Source organism: Sphaerisporangium sp. NPDC004334 (assembly GCF_053602655.1).
On sequence record NZ_JBSGDZ010000011.1, the window covers coordinates 272,563 to 292,185 of the forward strand.

The window sequence follows — 19,623 nt, forward strand, 5'->3', positions numbered from 1 at the left end:
CGAAAAATCTTCACACTGGGTAGTGTTTCGATCACAAAGAGAGGAGGAAGCCCTGTATGGCGAGATTCTCCCCAACTGTCCGCCATCGCCGTCTTCTCCAAGAACTCCGGCGATTGCGTCTCAGCTCAGGACTCAAACAGGAGGAAGTGGCGGAGCACCTCGGATGGTCATCGTCCCGAATGACCAAGGTCGAGGGTGGAACTCTGCGAATCTCCGTCAGCGACGTGCGTACGATGCTCCTGCTTTACGGCGTAGGTCCGGGAGCGGAACATGATGCGCTCGTCCAGTTGGCCCGGCAGTCCCGCGAGAAGGGTTGGTGGCACGCGTATAACGATGTCATTCCCCAGTGGTTCCAGGTCTATGTGGGGCTGGAGGCGGAGGCCCTGTCGCTGCGCAACTACGAATCCGAGTTGGTGCATGGACTTCTGCAGACCGAGGACTATGCGAGAGCCGTGTACGAGGCGGCGCGCGTGACCGACAGCCCAGAAGAGATCGAGCGGCACGTGGCGCTTCGTATGGCCCGTCAGGAAATCATCACCAAGAGCGAGGATCCCCTGCGCTTCTGGACGGTCCTCAACGAGGCGGCTATACGCCGCGTCGTTGGAGGGGTGACGGTGATGCGTGAGCAGCTTCGCAGGCTCGTCGATGTAGCCGCTCTATCGAACGTGACGTTGCAGGTCCTGCCCTATGAGGTCGGGGCACATGCTGCCATGCTGGGGCCATTCGCCATCCTCTCCTTTACCGATCATGGCGGAGACGACGTCACCTATCTCGAGCACGCCACAGGAAGCCTCTATCTGGAAAAACCGGACGAAGTACGGAGTTATACGCTTATGTTCGATCACCTGCGCGCGTCAGCACTTGATCCAAGAGAGTCATTGACCCTTATAAGACAGGCAGCCAAGGCCATTCCTTAGGCCGCGGCAGAAGGAGTGCTATCGGTGCCCGGTCTAGACCTATCGCAGGTTAAGTGGTACAAGAGTAGCTACAGCGGGGGAAACGGCGGCAGTTGTGTCGAGGTAGCCGGGCTCCCGGATGGGGGTATCGCCGTACGTGACAGCAAGAACGTCGGCCCCATCGTGATCCTGGAAAGTGCCGGCTGGCGGTTCTTCCTCGCTAGTGTGAAGGAGGAACGGTTCGGCAGGAGGCGTGGCGTCGCGAGTTGATAGTCGGCGGCGCTTTTGAAGCCTACGGTGCACCCGGGTATATGAGTCGGCGTCCTGTTCCAACAGCGGGGCCAACTCGACACTCGGAGTGCCGACCGACAGCAGGTTATCGCCCCGCCGCGCCGTCCTCGGTCCTCTGGTACGCGGTCGGCCCGGCGAGCTAGGCAGCGACGGCGGGCGGTGGGGACCACGGTGTAGTACGAATTGATGACGCTCCCGGCGAGGCCGAAGGTCACGCCGTTCACCAGCAGCCAACTGCCCAAATAACGAAGGCCGCGCGATGGATCGATTAATCGGCCCGGCACCGCCCATTACCCTCTCAGGGCCGCGTCCATAACGATCCGTCGTTGTCTGGACCACTCCGTGGTCGCGGTCACTCAGTCTCAGTAGTGCCCCGTACCCACGGGTACCAAGGCGCGGCGGCAGCCGGCATGAGCTTCCATGAGCCGATACCGGACTCCGCCTAAGGTCCGCAATGAGTATCCGAGTCGACAGCGCGCGGCATGAGCGATCAATACGAAGCTGTCCGGAAAACGCGGGGTCTCATCTGGAACGCCAGAGGAACGATTAGGCGTCACTCGCCCCGAATTCCCAATAGTTTCGCTCACATGCGTCTATGACATATTGCAGAAGTTGATCGGGGCGGTTCGTGAGTCCGAAAGCTCCGGCCGGTACTCCGACGTCCAAATTGCTCAGGCTGCTGTAGATTATTGTATGCCGCGTCAGGCCCTCTTCCCGCATGCTCCGAATAAGAGCTAGTCCTGCCTCAGGGTCACCGGGCCTGGCCATATCAGTGATCACGATCTCATATTCAGCGTCGCGCCTTAAGTGATCGAGTGCCTCACTGGTGCTCAATGCATAATCGATCCGAACCGAGAGAAGCTCGGCAAGGACTCGAGCAAGCGACTGGTTGCCGCCAGGACGATCATCCACCCACAATATCCGTCTGCCCATGCACATCGACTTCGCGCTGGTCGCACGACCTACTGCCCCACGTCGATCCGCTGCACTGGCAGGTGCCCCGGACTGCTCGACCTCATGCAGCTTCTCAGAAAAAAGCGTCTCGATATCTCCTATTCTGATCGATCTGATAGTGCCCAGTTTCTCCCTGATCTGCAGTCGGAAAAGCAACAGGACCAGGAGCACCAGCAGCGGCCACAACAAGGACGGGACCACTCGGAGCGTCTGTAACCACGTCGGTTCGCCCTCGGTCGCGGGAACTGCGAGAAGCATGGTTTGACTCACCCTTCCAGGCCCAGTTCCTCATCTCGCATGTCAACGAGTGCTTCCTCAATCTTTCGTGCTGCCCATACAGGTAGTTCGGCAAGGGGATCCGGGCCCTGGAGTTCAGCTGCTACCTCCTCGTGCACCACGGTGGGCCGCTTTCCGGACCGCATCATCAATAGTCCGCACATCAGCACCTGCTCCAGATCCACAATGTTGACCGGAGCGGCTCCACGCTCCCAGAGGTAGCGGCTACGCATCGCTGCACGCAGCGTCCTCGCCTGCAACTCGCCCATCTCCGCGAGTAGCAGAGCGGGTCTGTTGTGGCTTAGCGCATCGCGAGTATCGTGCTGTGACAGTGATTCACTAAAAGCAAGATAATCGGCAATTGGAACGCCCTGCGGGCCGATCGGATGTAGCGAATGTGAGCGCAGAGTTCGCAGGATATCAGCTGACTTGGCATTCGTGTACTCCCGCAGCATGGGTCGCGAGGCATGCGCCAGAAGGAAGTACGTCAGCTGGACAGGATTCTCACGTGCATCATCGTGCGATCTGATGCGACTCCTTCTCATTGCCCTCGACAGGCGCTCGTCATCGAGAAGACCGGCCAGCGCGAACATCCCGAAGGGAAGTCCGGCTTCTAAATAGGCCAGTCCACTGCGCACAGCCAGCACCGCGGCCTGTCTCACATCGACAAGGGCAGCATGCTGGGCCGCTAGACGAAGTGTGGAGGCGATGACGGCAGGCCCGAGCCAACCTTCAACTGGCATGGCGATCCGCGCCCAAACATCATCGTCGCCATCGACGCCGTTTGCGATTTGGGATCGTGCGCGCTCCAGCCTCTCCGCATAGGCGATGTAATAACTGGCCTGCGAGAAGGTAACTTCTTCCGAAATCCCGAGGTTTTCCATTACGGCGTGAAGGGTATCCAATCGAGGCATCAGAACGCCCCTCTGATGTTGACCACCGAGTACGGATCGACGTAGCGGGGATTGATGGCGGCATCTTTGAAGTCCAGCCGAAGCCCGCGTCCGTCAGAGGATATCTCGTACCGCTCAAACCGATGAATCTGCCGGGCCGGCACCTCAACCTTGGCCGCCACCTCCCCTTCCGACTGGAAGGCCGAGTATCGGCGATAGGTATTAAGTTCCCGCACTTCCTCGGCCAGATGGCGGACCTCGGCCGCAGGATTCATCCCAACTATCACCCAGCAATAGAACAAATAACACTCACCTCTAGCACGGCCGAAGTCGGAGGCGAACAGGAGTGCGGTCTGATGAGCCGGATGAACAAGGTTAGTACTGTAGAAGACGCTGCGCTCGACCGCCCCTGCGGTCAGAGAAATGAAAGGCGTTTCCTCCCTTACAAGGCCATCGTACTGCGGATGTTGAGCGTCGTACGAATTGACGTGTAGATTCAGATTGGCAGAGGTAAGGCGCTCATCAACCTGGTTTGGACTGATCAGTCTCACTCTTCGCCACCAGTTGCATAAAAGTCCGCTTCCGGCGAGGATCTCTTCTGCCTCGAGAAAGCTGATACCAGTTACGCCTTTAATGCATGTTTGAGCAAACAATGGGGAACCTCCGCTCATCCGAGAGTATGTGGCGTTACCCCCCACCCGGATAGGATAACCACAAATAGGGCTGCGGCGATCGGCAATCGAGCGTAGACATCTGTCAGCCTCGATGACCCAGGTGTCGGCCGTGCCCAGCCTCCAGAGACGTGTTGAGATCATGGTTGTGATCTGCGCTGCTAGTGGGCTTGTCGCGTTTGGGCTTGGTGGCGCGTCGCCATCGTGACCAGCTCAGGGTTTCCTGGATCGGCTGGGTGCTGGTGAAGAGGAACAAGGCCGAGTATCTAGGCCTCAACAGTTCGGTGAAGGTCGCACGGGAGCCTATGTCCGTACGCTGCTGTACGGGGCCGGAAGGCGAGATCTAGACGACGTCGAGATCCTGGTCAGCGAGGTTTCACGAACGCGGTGCGGCATTCGGAGTCGGGGCGGCGGCCGGGCGGCGTGGCGGAGGTCCGGGTGTACCGGGTGGAGGTGAGCGACGAGGGGTCACCCACCAGCATCCCGACGACCCCTGCTCAGGCTGGGCCGTTCAGTGAGAGCGGCCGAGGGCTGTAGATGGTCCGGGAGTTGTCCTCATCATGGGGCTGGGAGCAGAGCGTCAAGGGCCGCACGGTCTGTTCACGGTCCGGGCGTGATGCGCTCACTCGGCCCCGGACGATGTTTCGGCAGCGACCGGAGCACCTGCCATGGCCGGGTGAGTTGTGGGCCGGTGACGGCTTGTCGCCCTCAGACTGAAAGCTGATGCAAGTTGCCGGTGCCCGGGGCGCGAGTATCGATCACCCCTACCGGGGAGATCTCGCTCTCGCGCGCCGGATGTACCGCACCCCTGCGAAGGAAGTGGTCAGCGTGGGAGGTCCGGGGGGATGTCGGTGCCGCGGACCCAGGGTTTGATGTCCAGGACCGGGGTGCCGTCGACCAGGTCGACGCCCTGGAAGTGGACGACGCCGTCCTCGACGCGCAGCACGCGCACGAGGCTCATCCCGAGACGGCTCGGCCGGTTCGGGGAGCGGGTGGAGAACACCCCCCGGTGCCCGCCGCCCCTCGCCCCGCCGCGCGGGACGCACTTCAGCGCTCCGGCCTCGTCGTCGTCCTGGGAGTGCAGCCAGGTCAGCAGCCAGATGTGCGACCATCGCTCCAGGCCGGCCAGGCCGTCGGCGAACCGGTCGTAGACGACCACCTTGCCGGGCTCGCCGTAGTTCTCCGTGGCCTGCGCCGGGGCGTCCTGCGGCCGGGCGTAGCCGGTCACCACGTAACCGATCGGGCTGACCTGGACCGGCTGCTGGACGCCGGGGTCGGCGGTCTGCTCGGGCACGTCATCGACCTCGATTCACGGGAAAGGCATCCGCGCGCGGATGCTCGTCGGATCGTACGGGGCACCTGCGAATATCCCACAACGGCGCTCCATGCGGCCGCGTGCACAGGTATTGCGAAATGGGATTCTTCATCCCTTTTATGGGTGTTTTCGGGTGCCCCCTACGGGCGGTGGCACGCTTGCTCCGGCACGCGGAGCCACCCGACAATGCAGGCTCAGTGATTTCCAGGACCATGGGGGGATTCATGCCGTCCGGCATTCCGTCACGCCCCCCGTCCTTCCGCGGCGGCCCTCTCCCGTGACCGAGGAGCGGCGGCCGCTTTCCTGTGACCGATTTTCTGTGACCAAGGAGTGAACGCGTGACAGAGCGCACAGATGTTCTGGTCGTCGGCGCCGGCGTCATCGGGCTCACCACGGCCGTGCACCTGGCCGAACAGGGCCTGGCGGTGCGGCTGCGCGGCGACCAGCCGCCGCGCGAGACGACCTCCGCGGCCGCCATGGCCGTGCTGAGCGGTCCCCTGCTGTCCGACCCGGCCGACACCGCGAGCTGGGAGCCGTACGAGACCGTCGCCGCCTGGCACCGCCTGGGACTGGACACCTTCGCCGGGCTCGCCGGGCAGCCCGGCACGGGCGTGCGGGTCACCCCCGGCCGGTGGGCGAGCCGCACCGAGATCGCCGACGCCTCCTGGATCCAACGGCTGCCCGGTTACGAGCCCTGCGCGCCCGAGGAGCACCCCGGCTTCGCCCTGGCCTTCCGGATGACGGTGCCCATCGTGGACATGCCGGCCTACTTCGAGCACCTGACGGAACGGCTGGTGGCCGCCGGAGGCGCCCTGGAGATCGGCTCGGTGGCGTCCCTGGAAGAGGCCGCCGCCGAGGCGCCGGTCGTCGTCAACTGCACCGGCGCCTACGCCCAGCGCCTGGCCGGCGACCCCGAGGTCCGTCCGATGCGCGGCCAGCACGTGATCGTCGAGAACCCCGGCGTCACCGACTACTTCTACGAGTTCAGCAAGGGCCCCAAGCTGACGGCGTTCATGCCGCACGGCGACCGGCTCGTCTGCGGCGGCACCGCCACCAGGGACGACTGGAGCCGCGAGCCCGACCCCGTCCAGACCGAGGAGATCATCGCCCGCTGCGCCGCCGTCGACCCGCGCATCGCCGGCGCGCGCGTCGTCGGCGTGGAGACCGGCCTGCGCGCCGGCCGTCCCCGCGTGCGGCTCGAGGAGGAGACGGCCGGCGGCGCCCGCGTCATCCACAACTACGGGCACGCGGGCGCCGGGGTCGGCCTGTCCTGGGGATGCGCGCACGAGGTCGGACGGCTCGTCCAGCGCACCGGCCGCGTCGCCTAGCGGGTCGTGAGCGCGCCGCCGTTGACGTTGAGTACCTGACCGGTGACGTGCCGGGCCGCCGGGGAGGCCAGGAAGACGACCGCTCCGGCGATGTCCTCGGGGTATCCGGCGCGCCCGTTCATCGTCTCGGCCACCCGCGCGTCGTGGAACTGCTGCCCGTTGCGGTCGCGGAAGAACTCGGTGTCGGCGATGTACCCGGGCGAGACCACGTTCGAGGTGATGTCGCGGGCGCCGAGCTGGCGCGCCAGGAACAGGTTCCAGGAGTTCAGCCCGGCCTTGGCCGCGCCGTAGGAGCCCGCGCCCCGGTCGGCGGCGAAGGACCCGATGTGGACGACCGCGCCGCCGGGGGCGAGCTGCTTGTCCAGGGCGGCCGTCATCAGCACCGCGCTGACCAGGTTGCCCTCCAGGTTCGCCCGCCATGCCGCGGCCAGGGCGTGCAGGTTGTCCGGCGTGCGCGGCCCCTGCCCGCTCAGCCCGACCGCGCCCAGCTGCGGGGCGCCCGGGCCGGGGCCGTCCAGGTCGCGGTTGCCGCCGGCGTTGTTGACCAGCACGTCCACCGTCGTGGGCAGCTGGTCGCGCAGCGCCTCGATCTGGTCGGGGTCGGTGGCGTCGCAGACGACGGTGCTCACGCCGTCCCCGAGCCGCGAACGCGCCTCGGCCAGGACCGGCTCGCGCCGCCCGGTGATGTAGACGTGCGCGCCCTGCTCGGCGAAGGCCGCGGCGACGGCGTAGCCGATGCCCGTGCCCCCTCCGGTGACAACAACCGTCCGTGTCATGTCGGGTATCTCCAGTTCGGTTCGTAGGTCTGGTGTGGCTTCGCGGCGCGCGGCGGCGCCGGGGTCAGGCGGGGACGGTGGCGCGGGAGAACCGGGCCCGGGCGAGCGCGCCGACGACCGTGACGGGCAGGGTCACCAGCGCCGCGATGCCGAACAGCAGGCGGAACTGGCCGCCGGCCGCGAGCCCGCCGACGGCGGCCGTGCTCAGAGCGGCCCCGGTGAACACCGCGGAGGCGACCACGGCCGCGGCCGTGCCGCGCACGTCGGGGGGCGATGCCTCGATCATCCAGGTCTGGATGGTCGACTGCGCGATGGCCAGGGCCATCCCCGCCAGCAGGCCGGCCGCCAGGATCGCCGGAATGGTCTGGCTGAAGGCCGCGGCGAGGAAGCCCACGAGCAGCAGCGTGCAGCCGCCGCCGAACAGCCCGGCGGCGGTCACGCGCGAGTCGATCGAACGCACGATCACCCCGCCGACCACGGCGCCGAGGCCGTAGGAGCCGGTGACGATTCCGGCGATCGCCGCGTTCTTGCCGTGCACCTGAAGCGCGGAGCTGAAGAAGTTGTAGAACCCGACCATCGCCGCGCCCTCGAAGAAGGCGAAGATCGTCAGGAAGCGGAACCACCCGCCGCGGAAGACCTGGCCGAGCCGCCTGAGCGCGTCCCGGCCGCTGGTCTTGACGGCCAGCGTCTCCGGCAGCCTGCCGTACAGCGCCGCGAGCACCGCCGCCCCCGCCGCGACGAGGAAGATGGCGGCCCGCCAGTTGATCAGATCGTTCAGCACGCCGGCGCTGATGGTGCCGGTGGCGGTGCCGATCGCCGCGACCGACATCAGGCCGGCCATCACCCGCTGGCGCCGGCCCGGCGGCACCCGGTCGCCGATGTAGGCCACGGTCACCGGCGCCAGCGCGGCGGCGAACGCCCCGGCCACGGCCCGGCCGGTGATCAGCAACGCGACGTTGGGGGCCAGCGCCGCGATGAGGTTGCCCAGCGACACCCCGGCGAGCCCGAGGCGCATGACGCGCACCCGCCCGGCGGAGTCGGACAGGAGCCCGTAGAACGGCTGCATGACGCCGAACAGCAGCAGGTAGGCGGTCAGCGCGAGGGTGACCGCGGCCAGGCCGACGTGGAAGTGGTTCGCCACCGGGACGAGCAGCGGAGTGATCATGATCACGTTGGCTTGGACGAGGAACCATCCGGCGTACGGGATCGCCATGCCGTTCTTCTCGAGCGTCTGCTGAGCCATCGCATTCCTCACTCGGGCCGGAACCCGATCAGGCTCCGGCGTGCCATGGACCGGGGTCGCCGTCTCGCGGGCGCGCGCCTTCCGTGAGATCGCCGCCGCGCGAATTCCCCGTCACGCGGCCCGGGTTCTCGCTGGCGAAGAAAAGCGGAACGGTTACCAGAGAAATTCTGGGGAGCCGGCATGCGCAGGGCAAGCGGGGCGGCGTTAATGGCGGGGAATTCTGGGGTGGTCCGCCGCGCCCGGCATCTCCGATACCCGTTTCCCGGCCGCCGCGCAACCCCAGAGTTCCACTTTTTCGTGTTATTCCACAGCCCGGGGGACACACCGGTACACGACCGGGCCGTCGCCACGTTTTCGCGCAGGACAGCAACAGGGAAGATGCGGCGTTCGCCCTGGCGCATGACGATAGGGCTCGATCACCGTTCACCGATTTCACGCATCCGGCATGCCGCGGATCAGCCGCCTATGGCCAGGCGTGCGCATGAACGCGTGGCGCCGACGCAACACGGGGAGAGGTGTCCTGATGCCGGCCGCAGACATCACGACCGCGGGTGAGGCGAACGCGCTCGCCGACCGGCGCGTCACGCCGTGCGGGAGGCTTCTCTCGGCGGTCGCCAATGACGCCGGCGACTACGAGATAATGGCGATCAGCGCATTGTCGCCCGGCGACTCCCCGCGCCTTTCCGGCGAGGACGCCGGGCACACCCGCCTGCTCGCCGAGTCCGACGACGACCTGCCGCCCATCCTCGTGCACCGCGGCACCATGCGCGTCATCGACGGGATGCACCGGCTGCGCGCCGCCCTGCTGCGCGGCGACGAGAAGATCAAGGTGCGGCTCTTCGACGGGGACGCGGAGACCGCGTTCGTCATGGCCGTGGAGGCGAACACCGCCCACGGCCTGCCGCTGTCGCTCGCCGACCGCGAGGCGGCCGCCGCCCGCATCGTCGTCTCGCGGCCCCAGTGGTCGGACCGGGCGATCGCCTCGGTCACCGGCCTGTCGGCCAAGACCGTCGACACCATCCGCCGCGCTGCGACCCCGGGCGTGCCGCAGCCGCTCAGCCGCATCGGGCGCGACGGCCGCGTCCGGCCGCTCACCAGCGCCGAGGGCCGGCGCCGCGCCTGCGAGCTGTTCACCGCCCGCCCGGACGCGTCGCTGCGCCAGGTGGCCGAGCAGGCCGGCATCTCGCTCGGCACGGCCCGCGACGTGCGCAACCGCATGATGCGCGGCGAGGACCCCATCCCGCCGCAGCAGCGCGCCCGGGACGAGCGCCGCGAGCCCGCGGGCGCCGAACGCCGGCTTCGGCGGGTCGCCGCCGCCGGGCGCGCGGACCGGCCCAAGGACCCGGCGGCGATCCTCCACCAGCTCCAGCGGGACCCCTCGGTGCGCTTCACCGACTCCGGGCGCACGCTGCTGCGCTGGCTCAACGAGCACACCGCCGGGGTGCGCGGCTGGGAGGACCTCAGCGGGACCATGCCCTCGCACTGCGCCTACATGATCGCCGACCTGGCGTGCGCGGTCGCCGAGGAGTGGCTGGAGTTCGCCGAGCACGTCCGCCGGCGCGCCGAGACCACCGCCTGATCCCCCTCACCGCCGCTCGACCGCCTGACACCGCCCCGCCGCGCCCCGCCGGTCCCCGCCGTTCAGCGGCGGGGCGGCGGGACGGGCAGGTGCGCGAACTCGGGATGATGCCAGGGCAGGGCCACCGGCTCGTCCGGCACCTCGCCCGCGTACAGCCGCTCCAGCAGGCCCGCCAGCCCCAGCGGGCGGACGCGTTCCTCGGTGACCCGCAGGTCGGGCAGCGTCCACCAGCGGTGCCCGACCATGTCGCGCCGCTCGTACTCCATGAGACCGGAGGTGTCCATGACGAGCTCGGCCACGCGGAGGAAGAAGAAGGTCTCGACCGAGTAGTACATCTTGCCGTCCCAGCCGCCGCGCCAGTGGCCGGCCGTGGTGGCGACCACCGGCCCGAGCAGGTCGGGCGTGACGCGGTGGCCGGTCTCCTCCAGCAGCTCGCGGGCCGCGGCGACCTCCACCGTCTCGCCGGGGTCGATGCCGCCGCCCGGCGTCAGCCAGGTGGCGTCGTGGAAGTGGAGCAGCAGCAGCCGGTCGGCTTCGTCGGCCACCAGGACGCGCGCCGTGGGACGCAGGATGGGCTTGCGCACAGCGTAGAGCCTAGGATCCGCGCGCCGCCGCCGCGACGGGATTACCGCCGGTGTCGGTGCCGGGTGGTTGTATCTGTCTCGTGGAGGTCTCCGTCGAGCAGCTCGTGTACGTCCGCGAGGACGAGTACACGGTCGCCCGCATGAGCGCCGAGGAAGCGCCCGGCTTCGTCGCCGCGGGCCGCGTCCTCGCGGGCGTGCAGCCCGGAGAGACGCTGCGGCTCACCGGCGACTGGGAGGATCACCCGCGCCACGGCCGCCGCATGACGGTCACCGCGTGCGAGCGGGTGGCCCCGTCCACGGTCCGCGCCATCCGGGTATACCTCGGCTCCGGGCTGATCCGCGGCATCGGCCCCCGGCTGGCCCACGCGATCGTCAGCCACTTCGGCGAGTCCAGCCTGACCGTCATCGACACCGAGCCCGACCGGCTCAGGGAGGTCGTCAACATCGGCCCGGTGCGCCAGGCGCAAATCGTCGAGGCGTGGGCCGAGCAGAAGGCCGTCGCCGCGCTGATGGTCGTGCTGCAGGGCTTCGGGGTAAGCCCGCTGCTCGCGGCCAAGGTGTACCAGGCGTTCGGCGCCGAGTCGGCCGACATCCTGACCCGCGATCCGTACCGCCTCATCGGCCGGGTGCGCGGCATCGCGTTCACTACCGCCGACAAGATCGCCCTGCGGTCCGGGGTGCCCGAGCGCAGTCCGCAGCGCGTCCAGGCCGCGATCATCGACCGGCTGGAGGCCGCGGCCGCCGGCTCGGGGCACTGCTTCCTGCCGCTGCCCACCCTGCTCGCCCAGGCCGCCGACCTGCTCGGCCAGGACGACGAACTGGTCCGGCGGATGGTGGACGCCCTGGCGGCCGAGCGGCGGGTGGTCGTCGAGGCCTGCCTCACCGACGCCCGCCAGCCCGCGGTGTACGCCAAGGAGCAGCATGCCCGCGAAGTGCGGCTGGCGGCCAACCTGGCCCGCCTGCACCACGCGCGTTCCACCCTGCCCATGCGCCCGTTCCAGGAGGACCCCGGCCTCAACGACGACCAGCGCGCGGCGGTGACCACGGCGCTGACCAGCACCGTCTCGGTCCTCACCGGCGGCCCAGGGTGCGGCAAGAGCCACACCGTGCGGGTGATCGCCGCGACGGTGCGGGCGATGGGCGGCTCGGTCACCCTCACCGCGCCCACCGGCAAGGCGGCCAAGCGGCTGTCGGAGCTCACCGGCCTGCCCGCCACGACGATCCACCGCATGCTGGCCCACCAGCCCGACCCCGACTCCGGAACGCTGTTCGAGCAGACGCCCGCGCAGGCCGACCTCATCGTGGTGGACGAGGCGTCCATGCTCGACCTGCACCTGGCCACCCGGCTCACCTCGGCCCTCACCCCGGGCAGCCACCTGCTGCTGGTCGGCGACGGCGACCAGCTGCCGAGCATCGGCCCGGGCAGCGTCCTGGCCGATCTGCTGCGCGTGGAGGAGATCCCCCGGGTCCGGCTGACCCACGTCTTCCGCCAGGCCGGCGGCAGCGCCATCATCCGCGCCGCCCACCGCGTCCGGGCGGGCGAGGTGCCCGCGCTGCCGGGCGGCGGCGGCTTCTGGTTCGAGGAGCTGGACGACCCCGAGCAGGTCGCCAAGCGGGTGGTCCACCTGGCGACCGAGGCGATCCCGCGCAAGCAGAACGTGCCGGCCGGCCAGGTGCAGGTGCTGTGCCCGATGCGCAAGGGCGCCGCGGGCACCGCCGCCATCGGCCGGGTCCTGCAAGAGCGGCTCAACCCGGCCGGCGAGGGCAAGGCCGAGCACTGGTCGGGCGACACCGTCTTCCGCGTCGGCGACCGGGTGATGCCGATCCGCAACAACTACGACAAGGGCGTCTTCAACGGCGAGACGGGCACGATCACCGCGATCGACGTGGCCGAGCGCCTGGTGGAGATCCTCATCGACGACGGCGGCCCGGTGACCTACGCCTTCGACCGCCTCGACGAGCTGACGCACGCGTACGCCATCAGCGTGCACCGCTCGCAGGGCAGCGAGTACCCCATCGTGGTCGCCCCGCTCGTCGCCGAGTACGGCGGGGTCATGCTGCACCGCAGGCTGCTCTACACCCTGGTCACCCGGGCCCGCTCGTGGGTGGTCCTCGTCGGGTCCCGTGACGCGCTGGAGCTGGCCGTCCACCGCCTCGGCCACCGCCGCAACACCACCCTGGCCCCGCGCTTGTCCCTCACGCTGCGCGCCTCCCCCTGAGCCCGTCCGATCCTTCGCGCCCGGGTCGCCGGCGCGCGCGGACGGCCGGTGGACGGCCGGTGGATGACCGCCGCACCCGGCCGCGCCGGTCCGCGCCGGTCCGCGCCGGTCCACGCCGGTCCACGCCGGTCCACGCCGGTCCACGCCGGTCCAGTCGGTCCAGTCGGTCCACGCCGGTCCAGTCGGTCCAGTCGGTCCACGCCGGTCCAGTCGGTCGTTCCCCAGTGCGCCGACGCGCCTTGCGGCCTGTTGACGGGTGCTCGAAAGCAAACCGTAAACGCCTCCCGGCACAGTCGAGACCACGGCGCCGAGACGACCCGAGGGAGGACGGAGATGACGGACAGCGGACCGCTGAGGCTGGCGGTCATCGTCGGCAGCACCCGCAAGGGCCGGTTCGGGCCCACCGCCGCCGCGTGGTTCGCGGCACAGGCCCGCAAACGCCGCGACCTGGAGGTGGACCTGGTGGACCTGGCCGAGGCCCGGCTGCCCGACACCCTCCGCGACCACGACGAGACCCTCCCTGACCAGGTGCGGGCTCTCGGCCCCCGGCTGGGTGCCGCCGACGCGTTCGCGGTGGTCACCCCGGAGTACAACCGGAGCTTCCCCGCGCCGCTCAAGACCGCCATCGACTGGTTCTACGACGAGTGGCGGGCCAAGCCGGTCGCCTTCGTCGCCTACGGCCGCGAGTCGGGCGGCCTGCACGCCACCGCCCACCTGCGCGAGATCTTCGCCGAGCTGCACGCGGTGGCCATCCGCGGCGCGGTCAGCCTGCCGTGCTACTGGGAGCAGTACGCCTCCGACGGCACGTGGCCCAAGGCCACCGCCACCTGCAACACGACGGTCAAGACGGTGCTGGACGAGCTGACCTGGTGGGCCCACGCACTCCGTGACGCGCGGACCAGACGCCCCTTCACTCACTGACTCACCAGAGCCGTCGTCATCACCCGCGCGCGGGCCTCCCGACCTCACCCACCACCTGGAAGGAACACTCATGAAGGACGTTCAGCAGCAGGTTCAGGACGCCATCGACGGGCTCGTCGCCTCCGGCGCGGAGCTCGGCCTCCAGGTCGCCGTGTACCAGCGCGGCGAACTCGTCGTCGACGCCGTCGCGGGCACGGCCGACGCGGCGACCGGCAGGCCGGTCACGCCGGACACGCCCTTCCACGTCACCTCGACCGGCAAGGGGGCGACCTCGGCCGTCGTGCACGTCCTGGCCGAACGCGGCGCGCTGTCCTACGACACGCCCATTGTGGAACTGTGGCCGGAGTTCGGCGCGCACGGCAAGCAGGGCGCGACCGTGCGGCACGCCCTGACGCACTCCACGGGCGTGCCCGCCCTGCCGGTGGACACCACGCCGGAGGACCTCATCGACTGGCACAAGATGTGCGCGACGATCGCCGGCGCCGTCCCGTGGTGGGAGCCGGGCGCCAAGACGGGCTACCACCCGCAGTCGTACGGGTACATCGTCGGCGAGATCGTCCGGCGCGTCACCGGCACCGCGATCTCGCAGGTGCTCCGCCAGGAGGTGGCGGCGCCGCTGGGCGTCGCCGACGAGCTGTACTTCGGCGTCCCGTCGGCCGAGCTGGGCCGCGTCGCCCGCCTCGCGGACCCGGCGGGCGGGGCCATGGAGATGACCCCCGAGATGATGGCGGCGATGGCCGAGCAGGTGCCGTTCTTCAGGGTGGTGGACGGCTGGACCGCGGCGCCGCCGGCGGCGATGCCGACGGCGGCCTACTGCAACCGGCCCGATGTGCTCACCGCCGACATCCCGGCCGGCGGCGTGATGACCGCCCGCGCGGTGGCGCGCGTGTACGCCGCCCTCATGGACGAGGTGGACGGGGTGCGCCTGGTCTCTCCGGACCGGCTGCGGGAGATCACCACCGTCGCGGTGTCCGGCGTCGACGAGGTCATCGGGTTCCCGGCCACCCGGGGCTTGGGCTACGACATCGGCTTCTCCGGTCCGCTGGACGCCCCCACCCGGTTCGGCATGGCCGGCAGCGGCGGCACCGCCGCCTACGCCGACACCGCCAGTGGCGTCGTGATCGCCCTGGCCAAGACCACCGTCTCCCCCGGCGACTACACCGCCTACCACCAGATCAGCGCCCTGATCGCCAAGGCCCTCACCCCCCGTTGACCCGCCGCACCCCGCCGGAGACCGGTTCGGCGCGCGGGGCGGTGGGGTGGGTCCGGGGCGCGTTATCGTGAAGGTCATGCGTTTCGGGGTCCTCGGACCGGTGGCGGTGTGGACCGGTGACGGCGTCCCCGTCACGGTGCCCGGCCTGAAGGTCCGCGCCCTGCTGGCGGCGTTGCTGATGTACGAAGGACGGCCGGTGCCCGCCGACCGGCTCGTCGAGCACCTGTGGGGCGACCGGCCACCGGGCAACCCGTCCGGCACGTTGTCGGCCAAGGTCTCCCAGCTGCGCCGAGCGCTGGAGGACGCCGAGCCGGGCGGCCGCGACCTGGTCGTGTCACCTCCGCCCGGATATGTGCTGCGGGCGCCGGCCGCCGCGGTCGACGCCCGGCGGTTCGCGGCGATGACGGCCCAGGCGCGCGAGACCGGCGACCCGCGGGCCAGGGCCGGCCTGCTGTCCGGCGCCCTGGCGCTGTGGCGGGGGCCGGCGTTCGCCGACTTCGCCGACGAGCCGTTCCTCCAGGCGAGCGTCGCAACGCTGGAGGAGCGACGGCTCACCGCGCTGGAGGACCTCGCCGAGACGCGGCTGGCGCTCGGCCTGCACGCCGTGGTCGCCGACGACCTCGGCGACCACGTGGCCCGCCACCCGCTACGGGAACGGCCGCGTGCCCTGCACATGCTCGCCCTGTACCGGGACGCACGGCAGACCGAGGCGCTGGAGAGCTACGAGCGCCTGCGAACCCACCTGGCGGAGGAACTGGGGCTGGACCCCGGCCGCGAGATCGCCGCCCTCCACCGGTCGATCCTTTCTCAGGACCCGGCGCTGACCGTCCCTCTGGACGCGGCGGCCCGGTTCGCCTACCCCGGCATGTCCGGACCGGAGCGAGGGGGCCACGCGGGGGACGACGGCTCGGGAGGGCTCGACCCGGCGCGCGACGACCACGCGGGGGACGACGGCTCGGAAAGGCTCGACCCGACGCGGAACGACCACGCGGGCGACGACGGCTCGGAAAGGCTCGACCCGGCGCGAGACGGCCACGCGGGCGACGACCCGGCCGGCGCTGGGGCGGTGGCGCGGCCGAGGTCGAACCTGCCCACGGCGATCGCCGGGCTCATCGGCCGCGAGGACGCGGTGGCCGAGGTGCGCGCGTCACTCCAGCACGCCAGGCTGGTCACGCTGACCGGCTCGGGCGGGGTGGGCAAGACCCGGCTGGCGATGGAGGCCGCCGCCCCGCTGGCCGAGTCCTGTCCCGACGGAGCGTGGCTCGCCGAGCTGGGCGCGTTCGACCGGGCCGGAGCCCGCGACGCGCTGGAGTCGCTCACCGACATGGTGATGGCCGTCCTGGACGTCCGCGACGTCGCCGGGCCCCGCGAGCCGGCCGGGCCGGTCGAGCGGCTGGCCCGCGCGATTCGCACCCGCCGCATGCTCCTGGTGCTCGACAACTGCGAGCATGTGATCGAGGAGGCGGCCGAGCTGGCGGCCTCACTGCTGCGCGCCGCGCCGGGGCTGCGCGTGCTGGCCACCAGCCGTGAGCCCCTGGGCCTGGCCGGTGAGGTGGTGTGGCCCGTCCCGCCGCTCGAGGTCCCCGGCCCGGCCGGGCGGGCCGACCCGGCGACGCTGGAGCGCTTCAGCGCGGTCCGCCTGTTCGTGGACCGGGCGGGCGCCGCGGCGCGCGGGTTCACGCTGACCCCCGAGAACGCCGAGGCCGTCGCGCTGCTGTGCCGGCGGCTGGACGGCATACCGCTCGCCCTTGAGCTGGCGGCCACGCGAGTGCGGGCGCTCGGGATCCGCGGCCTGGTCGCGGGGCTGGACGACCGGTTCCGGCTGCTGGCGACCGGGCACCGCGGCGCGCCGCCGCGCCAGCAGACGCTCATGGCCATGATCGACTGGAGCTGGCAGCTTCTCACCCCGGCCGAGCGCACGGTCCTGCGCCGCCTGGCCGTCCACGCGGACGGCTGCACCTTGGAGGCCGCCCACGCCGTCGGCGCTGAGGATGACGACACCGGCGAGGTGCTGGCGCGGCTGGTGGACCGCTCGCTCGTCGTGATGACCGACCGGGGGGACGACGCCCCGCGCTACCGCCTGCTGGAGTCGGTGGCCGCCTACTGCGCCGACCGCATGGACGAGGCGGGCGAGTCGCGGCGGATGGCCGGGCGGCACCGCCGGTACTACACCGCTCTGGCCGAGAGCGCCGAACCGCACCTGTACGGCCCCGAGCAGGGACGGTGGCTGCGGCGCCTGGACGCCGAGGCCGCCAACCTGCGCGCCGCGCTCGACGACGCACTGTGCGAAGGCGACGCGGGCGTGGCACTGCGCCTGGTCAACGCGCTGACCTGGTACTGGTTCCTGCGCGGCCGCCTGGACGAGGCCCGACGCTCCCTCCGGGCGGCGCTGGCCGCGACCGCCGAGTCGCCGCCGGCGCCGGCAGCGGCCGACTCACGTGCGCCGTCGGGAGCGTCCGGCGACCCGACCGCGACGATGCCGGGGCCGGCGGGTGCCGGGGGGCTGCGAAGCGCTCGGGCGCGGGCGACGGCGTGGCACACCGGGATCTCGTTCCTGCTGGGCGACATCGCGGACTGGCCGGCCCGCCACGAGGAGGCGCTGCGCGCGTACGACGGCGTGGACGACCCAGGGGCACGAGCCAGGGCCGAGTGGTTTCTCGCGTTCGCCGAGATCGACCTCGGCGACGTGGCCGCCACGGGCGCGTCGATCGCCCGCGCCCTGGACGCTTTCGAGGCCGGCGGGGACGCGTGGGGCGTGGCGGCGGCGCTCGGCCTGCGGGCCAAGCACGCGCATGTGCGAGGAGACACGGCCGCGCTGGAACGGGACGGCGCCCGCAGCGCGGCGCTGTTCCGCGAACTCGGCGACCGGTGGGGCCTGCTGCAGGCGACCGAGTGGCTGGGCGCGCACGCGGGCCTCACCGGCGACCACGAACGGGCCAACCACCTGCATCTGGAGGGGCTGCGCATCGCCTCCGACCTCGGGCTCTGGACCGACGTCTCCGGTCGCCTGTCCTGGCTCGGCTGGATCGCGATGCAGTGCGGCGACCACCCGGCGGCGCGCGCCTACTGCGAGGAAGGGCTGGAGCTGGCCACCGAGCAGGCATCTCCTCTGGGCGCGGTGTTCGCCGAGATGGGCCTCGCCTTCGCCGCGCGCAGGCAGGGCGATCTGGACGTCGCCGAGGAGCACCTGCGCAACCTCGCCGACGCCGCCGACCGGCAGGGCACCGGGCCTGGACGACCGCTGTACGCGCCGAGCGTGCTCGTCGAACTGGGCTACGTCGCCGAGTTGCGCGGGGACGCGGACGCGGCACTCGCCAGGCATGGGGAAGCGTTCACGATCGCGATGGACCTGGGCGCATCCGGGGACATCGCGCTGGCGCTGGCCGGCATGGCAGGCGCGTGCGCGCTCGGCGGACGCCCCGCTCTCGCCGCTCGACTGCTCGGCGCGGCGGCCGCCATCCGGGAATCGGCGAGCCTGACCGTCACGCCCGCGGAGGAGGCCGACGCCCGGCGCGCCACGGGCATGGCGCGCGCCGCGCTCGGCGAGGACCTGTTCACCGACCTGTTCGCCCAGGGCCGCACGCTCAGCCTCGGGCAGGCCCGCGCACTCGTCGGCACCGCCACCGTCGCCTGAGTCCGTGGGACGGGTGAGCCGCGCACAATGAGTGCGGGCCGGGTGGTGTCTCCACCACCCGGCCCGAACCCGGCGGAACCGGCCCGGCCGGTCCGCCGGCCGTTGCTCTTTCATGGCCGCCATCGCTGTGGCGCTCCCGAGTCCGGCCGGTGCGGACACCGGCCGGACTCACCTACCCCCCGGTCAGGGGCTGGTGCAGGTGGCGGTGGGGGTGGCCGCGGAGCCGTTGGCGGTGAAGCCGAAGGTCGTGGACCCGTTCGCCGGGATGGACCCGTTGTAGGCGGCGTTCTTCACCGACACGTTGGAGCCGGAGACGGTCGGCGTACCGCTCCACACGCTGCTGAAGCTCTGCCCGCTCGGCCAGGTCCACTGCACGGTCCACCCGTTGACCGCCGAGGAGCCCGCGGTGACCGTCACCGTCGTCTGGAAGCCGCCCGGCCAGCTGCTGACCGTGCTCAACGTCGCCGAGCACGCCCCGGTGCCGGGCGTGGGCGTCGGAGTCGGGGTCGGAGTGGGGTTCGGGGTGGGGGTCACCGTGGGAGTCGGGGTCGGCGTGGGCGAGGGGCCCGGGCCGGCCGAGTTCAGCGCGTTGAGGACCGAGGTGTAGGCGGCCTTCTTGTTGCCACTGGTGTCGAACAGCAGGGGGCTGGTGTTGGCGCCGAGCCAGGAGTCGCTGTCGCGCACCCCCCACACGGTGATGCCGACACATCGCGACACCGCAAGGCAGTCGTTAGCCACCGACTGGTAGGTCTGGGCGGAGCCGCCTTGGATGTCCAGTTCGGTGATCGCCACGTCGACGCCGAGGGCGGCGAAGCTGGAGATGGTGGTGC

General features: G+C 70.5%; 16 protein-coding genes. 8 read left to right on the forward strand and 8 right to left on the reverse strand.

Annotated features, from left to right (window positions below; all coding sequences use genetic code 11):
* Window positions 1-56 precede the first annotated feature (56 nt).
* Complete coding sequence (locus tag ACWEN6_RS16750; protein WP_452570984.1) at window positions 57-917, forward strand: helix-turn-helix domain-containing protein; 861 nt, start codon at window positions 57-59, stop codon at window positions 915-917.
* Between the two features lie 24 nt (window positions 918-941).
* Complete coding sequence (locus ACWEN6_RS16755) at window positions 942-1,166, forward strand: DUF397 domain-containing protein (protein ID WP_452570985.1); 225 nt, start codon at window positions 942-944, stop codon at window positions 1,164-1,166.
* A 567-nt stretch (window positions 1,167-1,733) separates the two neighbouring features.
* Here the strand turns inward: ACWEN6_RS16755 and ACWEN6_RS16760 are convergent.
* The 4 genes from ACWEN6_RS16760 to tsaA form a co-directional block, all read right to left on the reverse strand.
* The gene (locus tag ACWEN6_RS16760) at window positions 1,734-2,399 is read right to left on the reverse strand and encodes a hypothetical protein (protein WP_452570986.1); all 666 of its coding nucleotides are present in this window, start codon (window positions 2,397-2,399) and stop codon (window positions 1,734-1,736) included.
* Between the two features lie 8 nt (window positions 2,400-2,407).
* Entirely contained in the window at window positions 2,408-3,301 is an 894-nt protein-coding gene (locus tag ACWEN6_RS16765; protein WP_452570987.1) for a hypothetical protein, read from the reverse strand.
* Between the two features lie 29 nt (window positions 3,302-3,330).
* Window positions 3,331-3,981, reverse strand: a complete 651-nt coding sequence (locus ACWEN6_RS16770; protein WP_452570988.1) for a hypothetical protein — start codon at window positions 3,979-3,981, stop codon at window positions 3,331-3,333.
* Window positions 3,982-4,804: 823 nt separating this feature from the next.
* Complete coding sequence (gene tsaA, locus ACWEN6_RS16775) at window positions 4,805-5,275, reverse strand: tRNA (N6-threonylcarbamoyladenosine(37)-N6)-methyltransferase TrmO (protein ID WP_354841550.1); 471 nt, start codon at window positions 5,273-5,275, stop codon at window positions 4,805-4,807.
* Window positions 5,276-5,634: 359 nt separating this feature from the next.
* Between tsaA and ACWEN6_RS16780 the strand changes: the two genes are divergently transcribed.
* Window positions 5,635-6,624, forward strand: a complete 990-nt coding sequence (locus tag ACWEN6_RS16780) for an FAD-dependent oxidoreductase (protein WP_452570989.1) — start codon at window positions 5,635-5,637, stop codon at window positions 6,622-6,624.
* Here the strand turns inward: ACWEN6_RS16780 and ACWEN6_RS16785 are convergent.
* The gene (locus ACWEN6_RS16785; RefSeq protein ID WP_354841544.1) at window positions 6,621-7,400 is read right to left on the reverse strand and encodes an SDR family NAD(P)-dependent oxidoreductase; all 780 of its coding nucleotides are present in this window, start codon (window positions 7,398-7,400) and stop codon (window positions 6,621-6,623) included. The genes ACWEN6_RS16780 and ACWEN6_RS16785 overlap by 4 nt on opposite strands.
* Before the next feature lie 64 nt (window positions 7,401-7,464).
* Window positions 7,465-8,643: an MFS transporter gene (locus ACWEN6_RS16790; RefSeq protein ID WP_452570990.1), complete on the reverse strand. Its 1,179-nt coding sequence runs from the start codon at window positions 8,641-8,643 to the stop codon at window positions 7,465-7,467.
* Between the two features lie 523 nt (window positions 8,644-9,166).
* Here ACWEN6_RS16790 and ACWEN6_RS16795 point away from each other — a divergent pair.
* Window positions 9,167-10,222, forward strand: a complete 1,056-nt coding sequence (locus tag ACWEN6_RS16795; RefSeq protein ID WP_452570991.1) for a ParB/RepB/Spo0J family partition protein — start codon at window positions 9,167-9,169, stop codon at window positions 10,220-10,222.
* Window positions 10,223-10,284: 62 nt separating this feature from the next.
* Here the strand turns inward: ACWEN6_RS16795 and ACWEN6_RS16800 are convergent, their stop codons facing one another.
* Entirely contained in the window at window positions 10,285-10,806 is a 522-nt protein-coding gene (locus ACWEN6_RS16800) for an NUDIX hydrolase (protein WP_452570992.1), read from the reverse strand.
* Window positions 10,807-10,886: 80 nt separating this feature from the next.
* Here ACWEN6_RS16800 and recD2 point away from each other — a divergent pair, with 80 nt between their 5' ends.
* The 4 genes from recD2 to ACWEN6_RS16820 all read left to right on the forward strand — a co-directional run bounded on the left by recD2 (window position 10,887) and on the right by ACWEN6_RS16820 (window position 18,793).
* Window positions 10,887-13,025, forward strand: a complete 2,139-nt coding sequence (recD2, locus tag ACWEN6_RS16805; RefSeq protein ID WP_452570993.1) for an SF1B family DNA helicase RecD2 — start codon at window positions 10,887-10,889, stop codon at window positions 13,023-13,025.
* A gap of 333 nt (window positions 13,026-13,358) precedes the next feature.
* Window positions 13,359-13,946 carry an NADPH-dependent FMN reductase gene (locus ACWEN6_RS16810; RefSeq protein ID WP_452570994.1) on the forward strand — a complete coding sequence of 196 codons (588 nt, stop codon included), beginning with the start codon at window positions 13,359-13,361 and terminating at the stop codon, window positions 13,944-13,946.
* A gap of 70 nt (window positions 13,947-14,016) precedes the next feature.
* Complete coding sequence (locus tag ACWEN6_RS16815) at window positions 14,017-15,159, forward strand: serine hydrolase domain-containing protein (RefSeq protein WP_452570995.1); 1,143 nt, start codon at window positions 14,017-14,019, stop codon at window positions 15,157-15,159.
* Window positions 15,160-15,235: 76 nt separating this feature from the next.
* Window positions 15,236-18,793, forward strand: a complete 3,558-nt coding sequence (locus ACWEN6_RS16820) for an AfsR/SARP family transcriptional regulator (protein WP_452570996.1) — start codon at window positions 15,236-15,238, stop codon at window positions 18,791-18,793.
* Between the two features lie 183 nt (window positions 18,794-18,976).
* Here ACWEN6_RS16820 and ACWEN6_RS16825 read toward each other — a convergent pair.
* Window positions 18,977-19,623: endo-1,4-beta-xylanase (locus tag ACWEN6_RS16825; RefSeq protein ID WP_452570997.1), on the reverse strand; the 647-nt coding region annotated here is incomplete at its 5' end.